The organism is Janibacter zhaoxuefangae, assembly GCF_050271985.1.
GTDB lineage: Bacteria > Actinomycetota > Actinomycetes > Actinomycetales > Dermatophilaceae.
Map to the genome: position 1 here is coordinate 1 of NZ_CP189849.1, position 18,233 is coordinate 18,233.

Sequence of the window (18,233 nt, forward strand, 5' to 3'; positions counted from 1 at the left end):
GTGGATTTCGGCCAGGTGTGGCGGAACACCCTCGACACCCTCAACGCCGACGGCGTCCCCATCCAGCAGCGCGCCTTCCTCTCCTTGGCCAAGCTCGTCGGCCTCCTCGACGACACCGCCCTCATCGCCGTTCCGAACGACTTCTCCAAGCAGTTCGTCGAGCAGCGCCTGCGGATCCACGTCACCGAGGCCCTCACCTCGCAGCTCGGCCGCGACGTGCGACTGGCTGTCACGGTCGACCCGTCGCTGAGTGAGGACGAGGACGACCTGACCGTCGACCCCGCGTCCCACTCGCACTCCAACGCCGAGTCCTACACCGAGTCCTCCGCTCAGCCGCACCCTCAGTCGCGCACCGACACACCGCCGCTGCCGTCACTCGAGCGCCGCGCCCTCCCGTCGACGCTCCCCATGGACGGTCAGCAGGACGACGGGCTGGTCGACGACACGACCGAGGCCGGCCCCCTTCGCGTCGGTCCGGCCGCCGGCCGGCGTCAGGGCGCCGTGCCCGAGCAGGTCGAGCTGACCCGGCTCAACCCGAAGTACACCTTCGACACCTTCGTCATCGGTGCGAGCAACCGCTTCGCCCACGCGGCTGCGGTCGCGGTCGCCGAGGCACCGGCCAAGGCCTACAACCCGCTCTTCATCTATGGCGAGTCGGGACTGGGCAAGACGCACCTGCTGCACGCGATCGGCCACTACGCGCGGCACCTCTACCCGCACGTGAAGGTGCGCTACGTGAACTCCGAGGAGTTCACCAACGACTTCATCAACAGCATCCGCGACGACTCGATCCGCGACGACAAGGCCGCCAACTTCCAGGCCCGCTACCGCAGCGTCGACGTCCTGCTCATCGATGACATCCAGTTCCTGCAGGGGAAGGTGCAGACGCAGGAGGAGTTCTTCCACACCTTCAACACGCTGCACAACGCCAACAAGCAGGTCGTCATCACGAGCGACGTCCCGCCCAAGTTGCTCTCCGGCTTCGAGGAGCGCATGCGCAGCCGCTTCGAGTGGGGCCTGCTCACGGACGTCCAGCCGCCCGACCTCGAGACGCGCATCGCGATCCTCCGCAAGAAGGCGATCCAGGAGAAGCTCAGCGTGCCCGGTGAGGTGCTCGAGTTCATCGCCAGCCGGATCTCGACGAACATCCGCGAGCTCGAGGGCGCGCTCATCCGCGTCACCGCCTTCGCCAGCCTCAACCGCCAGCCCGTCGACCTGGGCCTGGCCGAGATCGTCCTCAAGGACCTCATCCCCAACGACGCCGGTAGCCAGATCACGTCGGCGACGATCATGGCGCAGACGGCGGCGTACTTCGGCCTGTCCATCGAGGACCTCCAGGGCGCCTCCCGCTCCCGTGTCCTCGTCACGGCCCGGCAGATCGCGATGTACCTGTGTCGCGAGCTGACTGACCTCTCGCTTCCCAAGATCGGGCAGCAGTTCGGCGGACGTGACCACACGACCGTCATGCACGCCGATCGCAAGATCCGCGGCCTCATGAGCGAGCGCCGGGCGATCTACAACCAGGTCACCGAGCTGACCAACCGGATCAAGCAGCAGACGCAGTAGCACCCGGCACCCGCCGTTGCCGGTTCCTCGGTGGTGTCTCGTCCACATGCCGTCCACCGGTCTCCACACGCGTTGTCCACAGCTGTGCGTAAGCACGGAATGACATCGCCGCGACAACGTCGCACGTCAGGCCCGTGCCCCCGGGGCAGCGGGCCTCCTTTCTCGTCCACACCTGTGGACAAGTCTGTGGAGACCCCGTCACGGCCGACGATCTGCACACAACCCGACATGTGCAACACGAGCACCACCGAAGGTCGCCACACACCCCTGTGGACAACATGGGGGCGAGCGGTGCATGAGGCCCCGCAGCACGTGCACAACCGGACACGGTCGTGTGATTCGCCTGTGGACGATCTCGCTCCGTCCACACCCCCGCTGTCGCCGTCCACGGCGTCGTCCACCGTCCACCCACAGGGTCATTCACGGGCTGACCTGCACGGACGACGGTTGTCCACCGAGTCCACAGGCCCTATGACAACGACGAGACCCATCAATCTCTGTCGTCCCGCCCCGAGTACCAGTGCACAACCACGCACCCCACCAGCCCATCGAATGCCAAGGGACTACCGTTTCCGTGGTGGCCCGCGGGGGGCTAGGGTCTGATTCCCACCCTTGTGTGGTTCGCAGCACTTCTGCACACGACGTCCGCGTCAGGTACGCGTTGAAAGGCCAGGTTCGAAAAGTGAAGTTCCGCGTCGAGCGCGACGTCCTCGCCGAAGCAGTCACCTGGGTCGCGCGCGGTCTGCCCTCCCGTCCTCCCGTCCCCGTCCTTGCCGGTGTGCTGCTCGAGGCCACCGCCGAGGGTGAGCTCACGCTCTCCGCCTTCGACTACGAGGTCTCCGCCCGGATCACCGTCCCGGCCGACGTCACCGAGGCCGGCACCGTCCTCGTCCTCGGTCGTCTGCTCGCTGACATCTCGCGCAACCTCCCGGCCAAGCCGGTCGAGATCGTTGCCGACGGCAACAAGGTCCAGGTCGTCTGCGGCTCCTCGCGGTTCGCCCTCCTGCAGATGCCGGCCGGCGACTACCCGACCCTGCCGACCTCGCCGAACCCCACGGGCTCGATCGACGGCTCGACCTTCACCCAGGCGGTCGCCCAGGTCGCCGTCGCGGCCGACCGCGGTGACACCCTCCCGATCCTCACCGGCGTCCGCGTCGAGGTCGACGGCGAGAAGATGACCCTCCTGGCGACGGACCGCTACCGCCTCGCCATGCGCGAGCTCACCTGGAACCCCGGCACGCCGGACTCCGCGCACGTCGCGCTGGTCCCGGCCCGCACGCTGTCCGAGACCGCCCGCGCCCTCGGTGCTGCGGGCTCGATCGACGTCGCCTTCGGCGACGAGGCCGGTGGCGACGGACTGGTCGGCTTCGAAGCCGGTCGGCGCCGCACGACGTCCCGCCTGCTCGACGGCGAGTACCCGAAGGTCGCCAAGATCTTCCCCTCCAGCTCCGAGATCGAGGCCGTCATCGCCACGGCCGACCTCATCGAGGCCGTCAAGCGCGTGGCCCTCGTCGCCGAGCGCAACACCCCCGTGCGACTGCGGTTCACCGACGGCTCCGTCGCCATCGAGGCCGGCACCGGCGAGGACGCGCAGGCCTCCGAGGCGGTCGAGGCGCACGTCCAGGGCCCCGACGTCGAGATCGCCTTCAACCCCGGCTACCTGCTCGACGGCCTCGGCGCGGTCGGCAAGGACTACGTGCGGTTCGCCCTCACTGCTCCGCAGAAGCCGGCGATGCTCACGGGCCAGGAGTCCCTCGAGGCGGACGTCGACACGAGCTACCGCTACGTGCTCCAGCCCGTTCGCCTGGCGTCCTGACCCCGGCGGGCCACCCCCCCTTCCACCCCAAGCACCTGCTCCCCCCACCAAGGAGACGTTGACATGCAGCTCGGTCTGATCGGCCTCGGCAAGATGGGCGGCAACATGCGCGAGCGGATCCGCCGCGCGGGCCACGAGGTCGTGGGATACGACCGCAACCCCGAGGTCTCCGACGTGCCCAGCCTCAAGGCGCTCGTCGACTCGCTCGAGGCGCCGCGCACGGTGTGGGTCATGGTCCCCGCGGGTGAACCCACCCGGGCCACGGTCCGCGAGCTCGCCGGCCTGCTCGAGAAGGGCGACCTCGTCATCGACGGCGGCAACAGCCGCTTCACCGACGACATCGACAACGCCGCGCTCCTCAAGGAGGACGGCATCGGCTACCTCGACTGCGGCGTCTCCGGCGGCATCTGGGGTCTCGAGAACGGCTACGGCCTCATGGTCGGCGGCACGGCGACGAACGTGAAGCGCGCGATGCCGATCTTCGACGCGCTGCGCCCCGAGGGTCCGCGCGACGAGGGCTTCGTCCACGCCGGCGAGGTCGGCGCGGGCCACTACGTGAAGATGGTCCACAACGGCATCGAGTACGGCCTGATGCACGCCTACGCCGAGGGCTACGAGCTCCTCGAGAAGAAGGACATCGTCAAGGACGTCCCGGGCGCCTTCAAGGCGTGGAGCCGCGGCACCGTCGTCCGCTCCTGGCTGCTCGACCTCATGGTCAAGGCGCTCGAGGACAACCCGACGCTCGAGGACGTCAGCGACTACACCGCCGACTCCGGCGAGGGTCGTTGGACGGTTGAGGAGGCCATCGCGAACTCGGTGCCGATGCCGGTCATCTCGGCCTCCCTCTTCGCGCGCTTCGCGTCCCGGCAGGAGTCGTCCCCGACGATGCAGGCCGTCGCGGCGCTGCGTGGCCAGTTCGGTGGACACCAGGTCATGACGATCGCCGAGGGCGAGGAGCTGCGCGCCGAGGCGACCAAGGGCCCGAAGACCGCCAAGAAGGTGGCGAAGAAGGCTGCCACCAAGGAGAAGCCGACGACGAGCGCGACGAAGGCGGCTGCCAAGGGCCGTGCCGCCGCGGCGGCCGGACCCTCGTCGGGCAGTGGGGCGACGGCGAAGAAGTCCGGGGCCGCCGGTGCCGGCCCGTCCTCGGGCTCCGGGACCGCGAAGCAGGCGGCCACGACGTCCGCCGCCAAGAAGGCTCCCGCGAAGAAGGTCACGGCCACGAAGTCCGCCGGGTCCTGATCCCGTGCATGTCCGGCACCTGACGGTTGCGGACTTCCGCAGCTACTCGGGGGCCGACCTGCCGTTGACGAAGGGCGTCACGACGCTCGTCGGACTCAACGGCCAGGGCAAGACCAATCTCGTCGAGGCCATCGGTTACGTCGCGACCCTGAGCAGTCACCGGGTCGCGACGGACCAGCCCCTCGTGCGTTTCGGCGCCGAGCAGGCGATCGTGCGCGCTGCCGTCGTCCGCGACGAGCGGGAGACTCTCGTCGAGCTCGAGATCACCCCCGGCCGGGCGAACCGGGCTCGGCTCAACCGGTCCCCGCTGACGCGCCCGCGTGACGTGCTCGGGACGCTGCGCACGGTCCTCTTCGCCCCGGAGGACCTGGCCCTCGTCAAGGGGGACCCCTCGGAGCGGCGCAGCTTCCTCGACGACCTGCTCGTCCAGCGTCAGCCGCGGTGGGCGGGGGTGCGCGCCGACTACGACAAGATCCTCAAGCAGCGCAACGCCCTGCTGAAGTCGGCCGCGCCGACGCTGCGTCGCGGCCGCGGTGGGCGTCGTCCCGTGCTCGCTCCCGGCGAGGACGTCGAGTCGGCGCGGGCCTCGGCGCTCAGCACGCTCGAGGTGTGGGACAGCCACCTGGCCGAGGTCGGTGCCCAGTTGCTCTATGCGCGGTTGCGGCTCCTGCGTGACCTCGCGCCGTTGCTCGCCCAGGCCTACGCGGACGTCAGCGCCGCCAGCCAGGAGGCGAAGGCGACGTATCGCTCGTCGTTGCACGAGTCCGTCGCGGCCGCCATCGCCGAGGGTGAGGTGCCCGAGGTCGAGGAGCTCCGTCAGGCGGTGATCGACTCCTTGGCGCAGGTGCGCGACAACGAGATCGAGCGGGGCGTGACCCTCGTCGGCCCCCATCGCGACGACCTCGTCCTCACCCTCGGGCCACTGCCGGCGAAGGGGTATGCCAGCCACGGGGAGTCGTGGTCCTTCGCCCTTGGCCTACGGCTCGGCGCCTATCACCTGCTCCGCCGCGACCTCGGCGAGGACCCGGTCCTCATTCTCGACGACGTCTTCGCCGAACTCGATGCCGGCCGGCGCGAGCGCCTGGCGGCGATGATCGTCGACTGCGAGCAGGTCCTCATCACGGCCGCCGTGGACGAGGACGTGCCGGAGGCCCTGAGCGGGGCGACCTTCGACGTGACGTCGGGTCAGGTGAGTGCCCGTGACTGACGAGAACATCGGCGGGACCGCCGACGAGAACCCTCACGGCGCGGCGGACGACGCGCTCTCCGGCGAGCCGGATTCCCTCGGCAGCGTGGAGGACGCGGCGGCGTCGGCCCTGAGTCGGGCGCGGGCGAGCGCCAAGGCGAAGGGGCTGCGGCCCGGTCTGAAGCCGAAGCCGCGACGCCGACCGGGGGTGGCGCCGCGGGACCCACGGGCCTTCGGGCGGGACCCGGGCCTGCTCGGCGACACCATCGACCGCATGGTGGCCGACCGGGGGTGGCGGGTCGACGTCGCCGTCGGATCGGTCATGGGGCGCTGGCCCGAGATCGTCGGCCCGGACGTGGCCGCGCACTGCGTGCCGGTCACCTTCGAGGCGGGCATCCTCACGGTCCGTGCGGACTCCAGCGCGTGGGCCACGCAGATCCGCCTGCTGTCGAGCACGATCCTCGGACGGGTCGCCGGCGAGATCGGCGAGGGCGCCGTGACCGAGCTGCGCGTGCACGGGCCGAGCGCGCCGTCGTGGTCGCGCGGGCTGCGGCGCAGCGACGGTCCGGGGCCGCGCGACACCTACGGCTGAGCCGCCCGATTCGCCCCGGGGCGCCGGCCGCCAATTTCCGCCGACCGGCGGACGGTGGCACGCTGGGTGGTCGTGGCTGGTCGCCCGAGCGTCCGGCCGCGACCTGTTGACCTGAGGAGATCCGGACCATGAGCCAGCCGAACGAGCCCCAGCGACCCGGGCATGACGCCGACGGGGTCGAGGCCTTCGACGACCTGTTCGACGAGGCGAGCGCTCCCGCACCGGCCCCGTACTTCCCCTTCCAGCAGGGGTACGTCCCGCCGACCGGTGCCCCCGCACCGGGCACGGCCGCGGATGACGCGACCGGGGATGACGTCAGGACCGACGACAGCAGCGCCGACGAGACGACCGAGCTGCCCGTGACGCGTGGCGAGGCGGACACCAAGGAGCACCCCGTCGTGCCTCCGGCCGCGCCCGCTGCCGTGTCCGCGGCGGCGCCTACGAGGTCGGCAGCGGACGCGGACCCCTTCGGTGGTTCCGGCGACGGGCCGCGCCCCGACATCGACGCGCTCCGCTACGGCGTCAACCCCTACGCGCACCAGGCCGCCGCAGCCGCCTCGACCGAGGCGACGCCGCCCTCCGGCTGGGCTCCCGCCAGCCCGGCCGCGGTGGGGGCGGGCCAGCCCCCGGCCGGTCGCGGCCCGCGACCGCTCGCGTCGCGCCGCGGCGGACCCGGCTCCGCGGTCATCATGGCGGCCGTCGTCCTCCTCGCCGGCGCCCTCGTCGCGGCCTCGTCGCTGTGGTTCGTCAACCGGGAAGCCGACCGGGACGTGGCGAGCACCCCTGCGGCCACGACGCCCTCGACGCCCGGATCGGACCTGCCGACCGAGGACGACACCCAGGAGTCCCCCACCGAGCAGTCCCCGACCTCCACGGAGCCGAAGGACGACGCGTCGTCGTCCACGGGGAAGACCGCCGACCGCTCCGGCACGGTCCCGGCCGGCGCCGAGACCTGTGGGGCGAGCAAGCGCAAGGGCCTGAAGGTGGCCGTCGGCAACGGGATGACGACGTGCGATTTCGCCCTGCGGGTGCGGGATGCCTACGCCGACTCGGACGCCGCGAAGACGGGTGGCCAGGTGAGCGTCCGGGCGCAGAGCCCGGTGACGGGCAAGACCTACACGATGAGCTGCTCCGGTGACGACGTCACGACGTGCACCGGCGGCAACGACGCCGTCGTCCTCATCTACTGACGACGCGACGGTGAGCCTCGCGCGGCGGATCAGCAAGGGCGCGACCACGGCGGCGGTCCTGCTCGCGGTCGCGATGTCCGCGTCGGCGTGCTCGGGGCCGTCCACGCCCCCTGACGCCGGGTCCCCGCCGGCGTCGACGGAGTCCGCGACGACGGCCTCGGAGACGAGGCCGAGCACCGGGGACGCCGCGTCCGGGACGCGCTCGCGGCTGCGCCTCTCCCCCGCGCTCGTCGCCGACCTCGAGATCGTGCTCGAGCGGCACGCGGCCGCGCGCCCGGCCGTCGCGATCGCGCCGGTGGGAGCCGACGTGTCGCCGGCCGTGATCGGCGACGCCGAGGAGCTCATCGCCTGGTCGACCGCGAAGGTCCCGCTCGCCCAGGCGGTCGTCGAGCACGGCGGGGCCACGACGCACCGGGCCGACCTCGAGGCCGCGCTGACCCGGTCGGACAACGGCGCCGCGGGGCGACTGTGGGACTCCCTCGGCACCCCGGGCGAGGCGGCCGCCGCGACGGACCGCGCCCTGCGCTCCGCGGGTGACCGGCGCACCCGCACCCGGTCCACCATCGTGCGACCCGGGTGGTCCGCCTTCGGTCAGACACCGTGGCGCCTGGACGATCAGGCGCGGTTCACGGCCGGACTCGCGTGTGCGGACGACGCGGCCCCGGTCCGTCGCCTCCTCGGACAGGTCGTCGCGTCCCAGCGCTGGGGCCTCGGCGCCGTGCCGCGGGCTCGCCTCAAGGGCGGATGGGGCGCGACCGACGACGGCTACGTGGTCCGCCAGTTGGGGATCCTACCGACGCCCGGCGGCGGTTCGGTCGCCGTGACCCTGCAGGTCCGGCTGACGACGGGCGGTCTCGACGAGGGCGTCGCCGTCGTCGACGACCTCACATCCGTGCTGACGGAGCACCGCCGCGACCTGCCGGGCGGCCGCTGCTGAGCAGCAACGGCTGACGGGACGCGGTCAGCTGGCCTTGCTCAGCGACTCGACGACGCCCGTGGCAAGGGCGTCGACGTCGGCGTCCTCGGGGGCGTTCATGCTGATCTGCACGAAGCCGGACGGGCCCTTGATCGAGATGTATCGACCGGCCTGCCCCGAGGACTCGCCGGAGAAGAGGTAGCCGTTGCCCGCCTTCGTCGTGATCCGACGGCGCGAGTCGATGCGCACCGCACCGGCCTCGAGCTGGATCTCGAGCTCGCCCGCGCTCGGCAGCGGCTGGCCCGGGACGGTGATGACGCTGAGGTTGGCCACGCCGGCGGAGATGTCACCCGGGGCGACGACCATGACGTCGACGGCCGTGCGCAACTGAGCGATGAGTTGCTCGGCGCTCATCCCGGCACTCTTGGCGAGCGCGGTGATCTGCGGCGGGATGTCGTCACCCTGGGCGAGGTTCGCCGGGTCGTAGTCGGAGAAGTCCTCCGGGACGCCGAACCGGACGCGGCTCTTGGGCGCCTCGACCCAGCGGGCCCCGTCGGGCAGTGTCCCCGTGCCGGCGGGGAGCGCCGACGACGCTGACGACGACGCCGACGACGATGCGGATGACGGTGCAGAAGTCGACGATGACGAAGCGGACGACGAAGCGGACGACGAGGATGACGAGGCGCCCTCGCCCCCGTCCGACCCGGCGCAGGCCGACAGGCCCAGGGCGGCGGTCAGCGCCACGAGGGCGGCCTGGCGGTGACGACGGCGAGGTGAAGTCATGCCCCGAGCCTACGGTCGCTGAATGAGGCCCCGGAAAAGGCCCTGAGGGGCCTCCGGACCCCCCGGACGTGTGTGGGGAGTAGAAAACAGGTCCGTTCGCGGCAGAAATCGCCCTTCTCGGCCCTCCTGGACGGCCACGCGGGCCTCGAGAGGGTAAACTCAGACGCAGATTCGGCGCCCGAGGGCCACCAGCCTTCCGAGGCGCCGACTGCGAGTGGTGACGGGGTGAACCCGTCCGAACCAGACACGAGGAGCACAGTGGCCGACGACACCAGCATGCCCGAGGAGAACCTCACCGCAGCAGAGGCGGAGGCGGCCAGGGAGGCGGCCGAGGCCGTCGCGGCGAAGAAGCTCGCGAGCGCCGGGGTGACGGCCGACTACGACGCCAGCGCCATCACCGTCCTCGAGGGTCTCGAGGCCGTCCGCAAGCGCCCCGGCATGTACATCGGCTCCACCGGCGAGCGCGGTCTGCACCACCTCGTCTGGGAGATCGTCGACAACTCGGTGGACGAGGCGCTCGCCGGTCACGCCGACACCATCGACGTCACCCTGCTCGCCGACGGTGGCGTGCGCGTCGCCGACAACGGCCGCGGCATCCCCACGGACATCCACCCGCAGGAGGGCCGCTCCGCCCTCGAGCTCGTCCTGACCCAGCTCCACGCCGGTGGCAAGTTCGGCGGTGGCGGCTACAAGGTCTCCGGTGGTCTGCACGGCGTCGGCTCGTCCGTCGTCAACGCGCTCTCCACCCGGCTCGACGCCGAGGTCCACCAGAAGGGCTACGCCCACCGGCTGCGCTTCGACTACGGCGTCCCGGTCGGCGAGCTGCGCCGCGAGGAGGAGTCGGACCGCACCGGCACGACGATCACCTTCTGGGCCGACCCGGCGATCTTCGAGTCGACGACCTACGACTTCGAGACGATCCGCGCCCGCTTCCAGCAGATGGCCTTCCTCAACAAGGGCCTGACGATCAACCTCGTCGACGAGCGCATCGCGCAGCCCACGGGCGCCGACGAGGAGGACCTCGACCACCTCCACGAGGACGAGGTCGACGAGGACGCCGCCACGGGCGAGGTCATCGACGTCCAGGAGGACGGCGACGACGAGGCGCGGCCGGCCGACCTTCCGCCGGCCAAGAGCCGCAAGCGCAAGGTGAGCTACCGCTACGACAACGGCCTGGTCGACTACGTCAATCACCTCGTCGGGTCCAAGCGCAGCGAGCCGGTGCACGCCGAGATCATCGACATCCAGTCCGAGGACCCGGAGCGCGAGCTCTCCCTCGAGATCGCGATGCAGTGGACGACCTCCTTCAGCGAGTCGGTCCACACCTACGCCAACACGATCAACACGCACGAAGGCGGCACGCACGAGGAGGGCTTCCGTGCGGCGATGACGAAGCTCATCAACGACTTCGCGCGCAAGCAGAACCTGCTCAAGGAGAAGGACGAGAACCTCACCGGTGACGACGTCCGCGAGGGCCTGACGGCCGTCATCTCCGTCAAGCTCGGCGAGCCGCAGTTCGAGGGCCAGACGAAGACGAAGCTCGGCAACTCCGAGGTCAAGGGCTTCGTCCAGCGCGCCATGACGGACGAGTTCGGCCACTGGCTGGGGGCGCACCCGACCGAGGGCAAGGAGATCGTGCGGAAGGCGGTCCAGGCCGCGGCCGCGCGGATGGCCGCGCGCAAGGCGCGCGAGGCGACCCGACGCAAGGGCCTGCTCGAGTCCGGCGGCCTGCCGGGCAAGCTCAAGGACTGCCAGAGCAAGGACCCGACGATCTCCGAGGTCTTCATCGTCGAGGGTGACTCCGCAGGCGGCTCGGCCGTGCGCGGGCGCAATCCGGAGACGCAGGCGATCCTCCCGATCCGCGGCAAGATCCTCAACGTCGAGAAGGCGCGCATCGACAAGGTGCTGGCCAACAACGAGGTCCAGGCGCTCATCTCCGGCTTCGGCACGGGCATCGGTGAGGACTTCAACCTCGACAAGGCGCGCTATCACAAGATCGTGCTCATGGCCGATGCCGACGTCGACGGCATGCACATCCGCACGCTGCTGCTGACGCTGCTCTTCCGCTTCATGCGTCCGCTCATCGAGGCCGGCTACGTCTACCTCGCGCAGCCGCCGCTCTACCGCCTCAAGTGGAGCAACCACGACCACGAGTTCTCCTACTCCGACCGCGAGCGCGACTCCATGATCGCCGCCGGTCAGAGCAAGGGGTGGCGCCTGCCGAAGGACAACGCGATCCAGCGCTACAAGGGTCTGGGCGAGATGAACTACCAGGAGCTGTGGGAGACGACGATGGATCCCGACCACCGCGTCCTGCTCCAGGTGACGCTCGACGACGCGGCCGCGGCCGACGAGATCTTCGCCGTGCTCATGGGCGAGGACGTCGAGAGCCGACGCGGCTTCATCCAGCGCAACGCGCGCGACGTCCGCTTCCTCGACATCTGATCGCGCCCGCTCCCCCTTCGCCTGAGCCGGGCCGGCGCCGCGCGCCGAGTCCGATGCCGACTTCCTGAACGACAAGGACCCTCATGACTGACCAAATCCCCCCGGAGTTCGACCGGACCGAGCCGGTGGACCTCAACACGGAGATGCAGCGCAGCTACATCGAGTACGCGATGAGCGTCATCGTCAGCCGCGCGCTGCCCGACGTGCGTGACGGCCTCAAGCCGGTGCACCGCCGCGTCGTCTACGCGATGTACGACGGCGGCTACCGGCCCGACCGCGGCTTCAACAAGTGCTCGCGCGTCGTCGGAGAGGTCATGGGTCAGTACCACCCGCACGGTGACTCCTCGATCTACGACGCCCTCGTCCGCCTCGTGCAGGACTGGTCGCTGCGCTACCCGCTCGTCGATGGCCAGGGCAACTTCGGCTCCCCCGGCAACGACGGCGCCGCCGCCCCGCGATACACCGAGTGCAAGATGGCGCCGCTGGCCATGGAGATGGTCCGCGACATCGACCAGGACACGGTCGACTTCAAGGACAACTACGACGGCAAGACCCGCGAGCCCGAGGTCCTGCCCGCGCGCTTCCCCAATCTGCTCGTCAACGGCAGCGCCGGCATCGCCGTCGGCATGGCCACGCAGATCCCGCCGCACAACCTGCGTGAGGTCGCGTCCGCCGCGCAGTGGCTGCTCGCCAACCCGGAGGCGACCCGTGAGGAGACCTTCGAGGCCGTGACGCAGCGGATCACCGGCCCCGACTTCCCCACCGGCGCCCTGATCATGGGGCGGAAGGGGATCGAGGAGGCCTACAAGACCGGCCGCGGCTCGATCATCATGCGTGCCGTCGTCGAGGTCGAGGAGATCCAGGGACGCACCTGCCTCGTCGCCACCGAGCTGCCCTACCAGGTCAACCCGGACACCCTCGCCCAGAAGATCGCCGAGCTGACGAAGGAGGGCCGCCTCCAGGGCATCGCCGACCTGCGTGACGAGACCTCCGGTCGCACCGGCCAGCGCCTCGTCATCGTCCTCAAGCGGGACGCCATCGCGAAGGTCGTGCTCAACAACCTCTACAAGCACACCCAGCTGCAGACGAGCTTCGGCGCCAACATGCTCGCGCTCGTCGACGGCGTGCCGCGCACGCTGCCGGTGTCCGCCTTCATCCGCCACTGGGTGGAGCACCAGGTCGACGTCATCGTGCGTCGCACGACCTTCCGCCTCAAGAAGGCCGAGGCGGACATCCACATCCTGCGCGGTCTGCTCAAGGCGCTCGACGCGCTCGACGAGGTCATCGCGCTCATCCGGCGCAGCCCGACCGTCGACGAGGCGAAGGCCGGCCTGATCGACCTGCTGGACATCGACGAGGTCCAGGCGATGGCCATCCTCAACATGCAGCTGCGCCGCCTGGCCGCCCTGGAGCGCCAGAAGATCATCGACGAGCACGACCGCCTCGCCGCGATGATCGCCGACTACGAGGACATCCTCGCCAAGCCGGAGCGTCAGCGCACGATCATCTCCGAGGAGCTCGCCGACATCGTCGAGCGCTTCGGCGACGACCGGCGCACGACGATCGTCCCCTTCGACGGCGACATGTCGATGGAGGACCTCATCCCCGAGGAGGACGTGGTCGTCACGATCACCCGGGGTGGCTACGCCAAGCGGACCCGTGTCGACGAGTACTCCGTCAACCGTCGCGGCGCGATGGGCAAGCGCGGTGCGCGCCTGCGCGGCGAGGACGTCGTGGACCACTTCTTCACGACGACGAGCCACCACTGGCTGCTCTTCTTCACCAACCTCGGGCGGGTCTACCGCGCGAAGGCGTACGAGCTGCCCGAGGGCGCGCGCGACGGCAAGGGTCAGCACGTGGCCAACCTGCTCGCCTTCCAGCCGGAGGAGAAGATCGCGGCCGTCCTTGCGCTGCGCGATTATGAGGCCGCGCCGTACCTGGTGCTCGCCACCCGCAACGGCCTGGCGAAGAAGTCGCGCCTGGCGGAGTACGACTCTCCCCGCAGCGGCGGCCTCATCGCCATCAACCTGCGCGACGGCGACGAGCTCGTCGGCGCCAAGCTGGTCAACCCGCAGGACGACCTGCTGCTCGTCTCCCGCAAGGGGCAGTCGGTGCGCTTCCACGCCACCGACGAGCAGCTGCGCCCGATGGGTCGCTCGACGAGCGGCGTCACCGGCATGAAGTTCCGTCAGGACGACTCGCTGCTGGCGATGTGCGTCCTGCCGGAGGGGACGGACCCGGACGTCTTCGTCGTCTTCGAGAACGGTGTCGCCAAGCGCACGCTCGCGTCGCAGTGGACGGCGAAGGGGCGCGGCATCTACGGCGTCACCGTCGCCAACGCGGACAAGGGCGGCAACCTCGTCGGGGCACTCGTCGTCGACGAGAACGACGAGGTCATGGTCGTCATGGAGAAGGGCAACATCGTCCGGTCGCGCGTCGACGAGGTGAAGCGCACGGGGCGCAACACCCAGGGCGTGAAGTTCGCGACACCGCGTGACGGCGACTCGATCGTGGCCGTGGCGCGCAACGCCGAGCGTGCCGTCGAGGAGGACGTCGAGGACCCGGAGGCCGTCGCCGGCGAGGACGGGGCGACCGTGAGTGACGGCGCCGCGGACGCGCCGGTCACCGACGCGCCGACGTCGGGTTCGGAGGCCGAGACGGTACCGTCTGAGGAGGACGCCTCCGCTGGGGCGCCTGACGACGATGCGGACGAGACTGCCGGAGGTACGGAGTGAGCACGACTGGTGACGCGGGCACGGCCATGAGGTCGGCCGGCTCCTCGGGCCCGTCCACGCACGCCGTTCCGGGGCAGCGTTCGGCCGTCAACGCCGGGGCTCGCCCCGCGCCGCGGCCCAGCGCCCGCCGGGTGAAGTTGATGGTCTCGCGGGTCGACCCGTGGTCGGCCATGAAGATCAGCTTCCTGCTGTCGGTGGCGCTCGGCATCGCGATGGTCGTCATGGTGGCCGTGCTCTGGATGATCCTGTCCGGCATGGGCGTCTTCGAGGACATGAACCGCATGATCGGCCAGGTCATGGGCGACGCGGAGAACCCCTTCGACCTCATGGACTTCCTCGGCTTCGGCCGGGTGTTGTCCCTGTCGATCGTCGTCGCGGTGCTCGACGTCATCCTCATGACGGCGCTGGCGACGCTCGGCGCCTTCCTCTACAACGTGTGCGCGAGCCTCGTCGGCGGCATCCAGCTGACGCTGACCGACGACTGAGCGAGGCCGCTGACGGCGGGCGAAGGGGACCGGTCCCCTTCGCCCGCCGTCGTTTTGGCGCCGGGGCGGCCGGTGAGGTAATCTCGGGCGTCGCGTGATCGCGATGCGGGTCCGGCAGTCCATCTGTGATGATGGTGGCAGGACCCTCGGGCCTATAGCTCAGACGGTTAGAGCGCTTCCCTGATAAGGAAGAGGTCAGAGGTTCAAGTCCTCTTAGGCCCACCAGTCGGCACTGCCGACAGATAGGAGAAACAGCATGAAGAAGGCACTCCTCGTCATTGCGACCGCCCTCGGCGCGTCCGTCCTCCGCAAGAAGATGCAGAAGCAGCAGTCCGAGAAGGACCTGTGGTCGGCGGCGACGGACACCTCGAAGGGGGCCACCCCCACGGCAGCCGGTTCCACCGGCGGCGCCTGGTCGTCGGCCACCGACAAGGTCTGACCACCGCCCCGCCTCGCGGGACAACTGAACACACTCGTCGAGGCGGTCGCGGACACCGCGACCGCCTCGCTCGGGGCCATGGCGCAATTGGTAGCGCACCTGCTTTGCAAGCAGGGGGTTAGGGGTTCGAGTCCCCTTGGCTCCACCACTCGAGGCCTCTTCCGCTGGCGGGAGGGGCCTCCTTGGTGTCCGGGCCCAACACTGGCCAGCACGTTCAGACTCGTGAGCCCTTTGGTGCTTCGCGAGCCTGTTTGAACCGGCTTGCGAGACACAGACCGGCTCGCGAGGCGCTTTGTGCAGGGCGCGCTGCCGGGATCGACGACGTTGGGAACCGATCCGGGCCTACTCGGATCCGGCCTGCTCGACCACGAGGATGCGTGCGGGACCGTCGATCGGGTGGGCCACGTGTTCGTCACCGATCTCCGCGATGCAGATGCGTCCCTGCACCAATCTCTCGACGCGCTCCTGCCCCTGGGATCGGTAGTGCATGTCGACCGTCCCATCGAGGACGACGAAGACCTCCACGCCGTCATTGACATGCCAGCGGTAGGGGGCGTCGGTCCAGTGGAGGCGAACCGTGGCGGTGTCGATGACCGCCAACTGCTCGGCCGCCCAGGGACGGGTGCCGGTGAACGTGCTTGCGGTGAGGAACCTCATGAGCGTCCTGTCCGATCTCGTTGGTGACGGATGGACAACTCTGCTCCTGCCCATGGCGGCGTGGCAGGCCCAGATTGTCCCGGGATGGGTTCGCTCTGGTGGGCGACGAAGGGGTGACATTGGGTGGGAGGTGTCCAGGTCCACCACCCCCAGGAGTTATCCATGACCTTCGTTGCCGTCGACGGCGTCGACATCCCCTATCAGCTCGTCGGCGACGGTCCGCGTGAGTTGGTCCTCGTCCATGGCACGGGACCGGGTGGGGCGGTGCCGTTTGGTCACCTGTTGGATGACTTGGGCGGACACTTCCGGATTGCGGTGCCCGACCTGTCGGGCGCGCCCACTGTGCGTGACGGCGGTGGCCGTCTGAGCGTGGAGGGACTGGCCCGTCAGGCACTGGCGGTGATCGACGCGGCCGGGTTCACAGCGCCGATGATCGTGGGCTTTTCCCTCGGCGGACCGGTGGCGATCGCTGCGGCTGCCCTCGCCCCACGACGCATTGCGCAACTGGTGGTGTCGGCCGGATGGCTCAGCGCAGCCCACGATGAGTACCTGCGACTGTTCTTCGACACGTGGCAGGCACTGTCCGGTGACGATCGCGCCTTCGGGATGTTCTCCACCCTCACCGGGTTCAGCCCGGGGCACCTGACGTCGATGACACGCGAGGACGTCGAGGGCCTGATCCCCAACCTCGCCCCGACCCAGGACCTGATGCGGCAGGTGGCCCTCGGGGCAACTCTCGACGTCACCGAACTCGCAGGCCGGGTGAGGTGCCCGACGTTGGTTCTGGTGAACGCCTTCGATGCGACGATCCCGGCGCATGCCGGCCGAGCCGTCGCGGACGCCATCCCGGGGTCGGAGCTGAGGACCGTGGAGTCCGGCCATGTCGTGACGTCCGAGCAGCCGGCGACGTTCGTCGAGGAGCTCGTGGCGTTCGCCGCCCGCACCGAGCGTCCCTGAGACAGCGACGTGGTCGAGCCGCGGGCCTAGATTGGCGGGCATGTCGCGATCACCGGAGAGCCGTCGCGAGCTGGCGCAGTATCTGCAGTCGCTGCGCCGAGGCTCGGCACCTCTCAGGCAGGGCCGTCGCCGCACGCCGGGTCTGCGCCGGGAGGAGGTGGCCGTGCTGGCGAACATGTCGGTGGACTACTACACCCGCCTGGAGCAGGGCCGGGCCGGGTCCATGCCGACGCCGCAGGTGATCGATGGCCTCTCGTCGGCCTTCGGGCTGACACCCGCACAGCGTGCTCACCTGTATCGGCTCACCGGACGGAGCGCGCCGGAGCACGTCGACGACGAGCCGTCGGTGTCGTTGACCTTCCTCTTGAGCGCGTTGGAGGGTACGCCAGCCCAGGTCGTGAACGATCTCGGCTATGTCCTGGCTCAGAACCGCGCGGGCGACATGCTTTTTCCGTGGGTGCTGGAGCGAGGCCTGGGCGTCGCCAACGTCAACGAACTGTGGTTCCTCGAGGAGGCCGTGCGGGCGATCTTCCCCGCACACGAGCGCGGGCCCTACTCCCGCGCACAGGCCGGCGAGCTGCGTGCCGCAGTTGCCCGACGTGCACTGATCGGGGACCAGGCCGGCGAGGATTTCGTGCAGTCGCTGCTTCGGCGCAGTCCCGAGTTCGTGAGTGCCTGGGAGGCGGGAGAGGTGCACGACGGCCGAGCCAAGTCGATCTGGCTCCCGGGCTCTGGGGCACACCAAGCCCACGTCACCATCGACGAGCCGACGGGGCAACGTCTCATCGCCCTGGAACCGGTGCGGTCGTGATCGTCTCGTCAGCTCAGGTGATTCCGGATCGCATCCAGTAGTGCCGTGCGCACGAGTACGTGCGCGGGAGGGGGCAACTCGTCGACGTCCCACCATCGGATGTCGTCGTGTTCCTCGGGAGCGAGATTCGCAGGCGTTCCCTGCCAGTCGCGCACCAGCCAAGCGCTGAGGAGTGCCGGTTCGCCCACTGGCCCGACGGTCAGCCGACACAGATGCGAAGCCGAACCGGTGGCTATTCGCACCCCAAGCTCCTCGTGCAACTCTCTCGCGAGCGCGGTCAGCTCTGACTCGCCGGCCTCGACCACCCCACCGGGCAACTCCCACACGCTTGGGTACGCACGCTTGTTCTGACTCCGATAGGCGAGTAGGACTCGACGTTCACGTACCAGGGCACCGACCACGACCTCAACCAT

16 protein-coding genes and 2 tRNA genes are annotated in these 18,233 nt (G+C 70.0%); 15 read left to right on the top strand and 3 right to left on the bottom strand.

Going from position 1 to position 18,233, the window contains the following annotated elements; genetic code table 11:
- The 7 genes from dnaA (at nucleotide 1) to ACQBAS_RS00035 (ending at nucleotide 8,529) form a co-directional block, all read left to right on the top strand.
- On the top strand, nucleotides 1–1,566 hold the full coding sequence (gene dnaA / locus ACQBAS_RS00005; protein ID WP_427384258.1) for a chromosomal replication initiator protein DnaA: 1,566 nt from the start codon (nucleotides 1–3) through the stop codon (nucleotides 1,564–1,566).
- A gap of 682 nt (nucleotides 1,567–2,248) precedes the next feature.
- Entirely contained in the window at nucleotides 2,249–3,382 is a 1,134-nt protein-coding gene (gene dnaN / locus ACQBAS_RS00010) for a DNA polymerase III subunit beta (RefSeq protein WP_427384259.1), read from the top strand.
- A gap of 63 nt (nucleotides 3,383–3,445) precedes the next feature.
- Nucleotides 3,446–4,624, top strand: coding sequence for a phosphogluconate dehydrogenase (NAD(+)-dependent, decarboxylating) (gnd, locus tag ACQBAS_RS00015; RefSeq protein WP_427384260.1), 1,179 nt, complete (start codon nucleotides 3,446–3,448; stop codon nucleotides 4,622–4,624).
- Between the two features lie 4 nt (nucleotides 4,625–4,628).
- Nucleotides 4,629–5,831 (top strand): DNA replication/repair protein RecF, encoded by a 1,203-nt coding sequence (gene recF / locus ACQBAS_RS00020; protein WP_427384262.1) that lies wholly within the window; start codon nucleotides 4,629–4,631, stop codon nucleotides 5,829–5,831.
- Nucleotides 5,824–6,402: a DUF721 domain-containing protein gene (locus tag ACQBAS_RS00025; RefSeq protein ID WP_427384263.1), complete on the top strand. Its 579-nt coding sequence runs from the start codon at nucleotides 5,824–5,826 to the stop codon at nucleotides 6,400–6,402. The genes recF and ACQBAS_RS00025 overlap by 8 nt, the downstream gene beginning before the upstream one ends.
- Before the next feature lie 128 nt (nucleotides 6,403–6,530).
- Entirely contained in the window at nucleotides 6,531–7,592 is a 1,062-nt protein-coding gene (locus ACQBAS_RS00030) for a hypothetical protein (protein ID WP_427384264.1), read from the top strand.
- A gap of 10 nt (nucleotides 7,593–7,602) precedes the next feature.
- Nucleotides 7,603–8,529, top strand: coding sequence for a hypothetical protein (locus ACQBAS_RS00035; RefSeq protein WP_427384265.1), 927 nt, complete (start codon nucleotides 7,603–7,605; stop codon nucleotides 8,527–8,529).
- Between the two features lie 24 nt (nucleotides 8,530–8,553).
- On the opposite strand, the gene ACQBAS_RS00040 is transcribed toward ACQBAS_RS00035, so the two are convergent.
- On the bottom strand, nucleotides 8,554–9,291 hold the full coding sequence (locus tag ACQBAS_RS00040) for a hypothetical protein (RefSeq protein ID WP_427384266.1): 738 nt from the start codon (nucleotides 9,289–9,291) through the stop codon (nucleotides 8,554–8,556).
- A 276-nt stretch (nucleotides 9,292–9,567) separates the two neighbouring features.
- On the opposite strand from ACQBAS_RS00040, the gene gyrB reads away from it, so the two are divergent.
- From gyrB to ACQBAS_RS00070, 6 genes are all read left to right on the top strand, one after another.
- Nucleotides 9,568–11,736, top strand: coding sequence for a DNA topoisomerase (ATP-hydrolyzing) subunit B (gene gyrB, locus ACQBAS_RS00045; protein WP_427385646.1), 2,169 nt, complete (start codon nucleotides 9,568–9,570; stop codon nucleotides 11,734–11,736).
- A gap of 83 nt (nucleotides 11,737–11,819) precedes the next feature.
- Entirely contained in the window at nucleotides 11,820–14,471 is a 2,652-nt protein-coding gene (gene gyrA, locus ACQBAS_RS00050; RefSeq protein WP_427384267.1) for a DNA gyrase subunit A, read from the top strand.
- Nucleotides 14,468–14,956 carry a DUF3566 domain-containing protein gene (locus ACQBAS_RS00055; RefSeq protein ID WP_427384268.1) on the top strand — a complete coding sequence of 163 codons (489 nt, stop codon included), beginning with the start codon at nucleotides 14,468–14,470 and terminating at the stop codon, nucleotides 14,954–14,956. The genes gyrA and ACQBAS_RS00055 overlap by 4 nt, the downstream gene beginning before the upstream one ends.
- A gap of 148 nt (nucleotides 14,957–15,104) precedes the next feature.
- Nucleotides 15,105–15,181, top strand: a tRNA-Ile gene (locus ACQBAS_RS00060).
- Between the two features lie 31 nt (nucleotides 15,182–15,212).
- Nucleotides 15,213–15,395: a DLW-39 family protein gene (locus tag ACQBAS_RS00065; protein ID WP_427384269.1), complete on the top strand. Its 183-nt coding sequence runs from the start codon at nucleotides 15,213–15,215 to the stop codon at nucleotides 15,393–15,395.
- 72 nt (nucleotides 15,396–15,467) lie between these two features.
- Nucleotides 15,468–15,543: transfer RNA gene (locus tag ACQBAS_RS00070), tRNA-Ala, on the top strand.
- Between the two features lie 194 nt (nucleotides 15,544–15,737).
- Here ACQBAS_RS00070 and ACQBAS_RS00075 read toward each other — a convergent pair.
- Nucleotides 15,738–16,052, bottom strand: a complete 315-nt coding sequence (locus ACQBAS_RS00075; RefSeq protein ID WP_427384270.1) for a cupin — start codon at nucleotides 16,050–16,052, stop codon at nucleotides 15,738–15,740.
- 162 nt (nucleotides 16,053–16,214) lie between these two features.
- On the opposite strand from ACQBAS_RS00075, the gene ACQBAS_RS00080 reads away from it, so the two are divergent.
- Both ACQBAS_RS00080 and ACQBAS_RS00085 read left to right on the top strand, forming a co-directional pair.
- Nucleotides 16,215–17,009: an alpha/beta fold hydrolase gene (locus ACQBAS_RS00080; RefSeq protein WP_427384271.1), complete on the top strand. Its 795-nt coding sequence runs from the start codon at nucleotides 16,215–16,217 to the stop codon at nucleotides 17,007–17,009.
- A 40-nt stretch (nucleotides 17,010–17,049) separates the two neighbouring features.
- Nucleotides 17,050–17,820, top strand: coding sequence for a helix-turn-helix transcriptional regulator (locus ACQBAS_RS00085; RefSeq protein WP_427384272.1), 771 nt, complete (start codon nucleotides 17,050–17,052; stop codon nucleotides 17,818–17,820).
- Nucleotides 17,821–17,828: 8 nt separating this feature from the next.
- On the opposite strand, the gene ACQBAS_RS00090 is transcribed toward ACQBAS_RS00085, so the two are convergent.
- Nucleotides 17,829–18,233 carry an NUDIX domain-containing protein gene (locus tag ACQBAS_RS00090; RefSeq protein WP_427384273.1) on the bottom strand — a complete coding sequence of 135 codons (405 nt, stop codon included), beginning with the start codon at nucleotides 18,231–18,233 and terminating at the stop codon, nucleotides 17,829–17,831.

What these genes read in the sequence shown, in the direction of transcription:
- gnd (WP_427384260.1), top strand. Translation starts at nt 3,446, where the DNA reads ATGCAGCTCGGTCTGATCGGCCTCGGCAAGATGGGCGGCAACATGCGC.
- ACQBAS_RS00030 (WP_427384264.1), top strand. Translation starts at nt 6,531, where the DNA reads ATGAGCCAGCCGAACGAGCCCCAGCGACCCGGGCATGACGCCGACGGG.
- ACQBAS_RS00040 (WP_427384266.1), bottom strand. Translation starts at nt 9,291, where the DNA reads ATGACTTCACCTCGCCGTCGTCACCGCCAGGCCGCCCTCGTGGCGCTG.
- gyrB (WP_427385646.1), top strand. Translation starts at nt 9,568, where the DNA reads ATGCCCGAGGAGAACCTCACCGCAGCAGAGGCGGAGGCGGCCAGGGAG.
- gyrA (WP_427384267.1), top strand. Translation starts at nt 11,820, where the DNA reads ATGACTGACCAAATCCCCCCGGAGTTCGACCGGACCGAGCCGGTGGAC.
- ACQBAS_RS00065 (WP_427384269.1), top strand. Translation starts at nt 15,213, where the DNA reads ATGAAGAAGGCACTCCTCGTCATTGCGACCGCCCTCGGCGCGTCCGTC.
- ACQBAS_RS00075 (WP_427384270.1), bottom strand. Translation starts at nt 16,052, where the DNA reads ATGAGGTTCCTCACCGCAAGCACGTTCACCGGCACCCGTCCCTGGGCG.
- ACQBAS_RS00080 (WP_427384271.1), top strand. Translation starts at nt 16,215, where the DNA reads ATGACCTTCGTTGCCGTCGACGGCGTCGACATCCCCTATCAGCTCGTC.
- ACQBAS_RS00085 (WP_427384272.1), top strand. Translation starts at nt 17,050, where the DNA reads ATGTCGCGATCACCGGAGAGCCGTCGCGAGCTGGCGCAGTATCTGCAG.
- ACQBAS_RS00090 (WP_427384273.1), bottom strand. Translation starts at nt 18,233, where the DNA reads ATGGTTGAGGTCGTGGTCGGTGCCCTGGTACGTGAACGTCGAGTCCTA.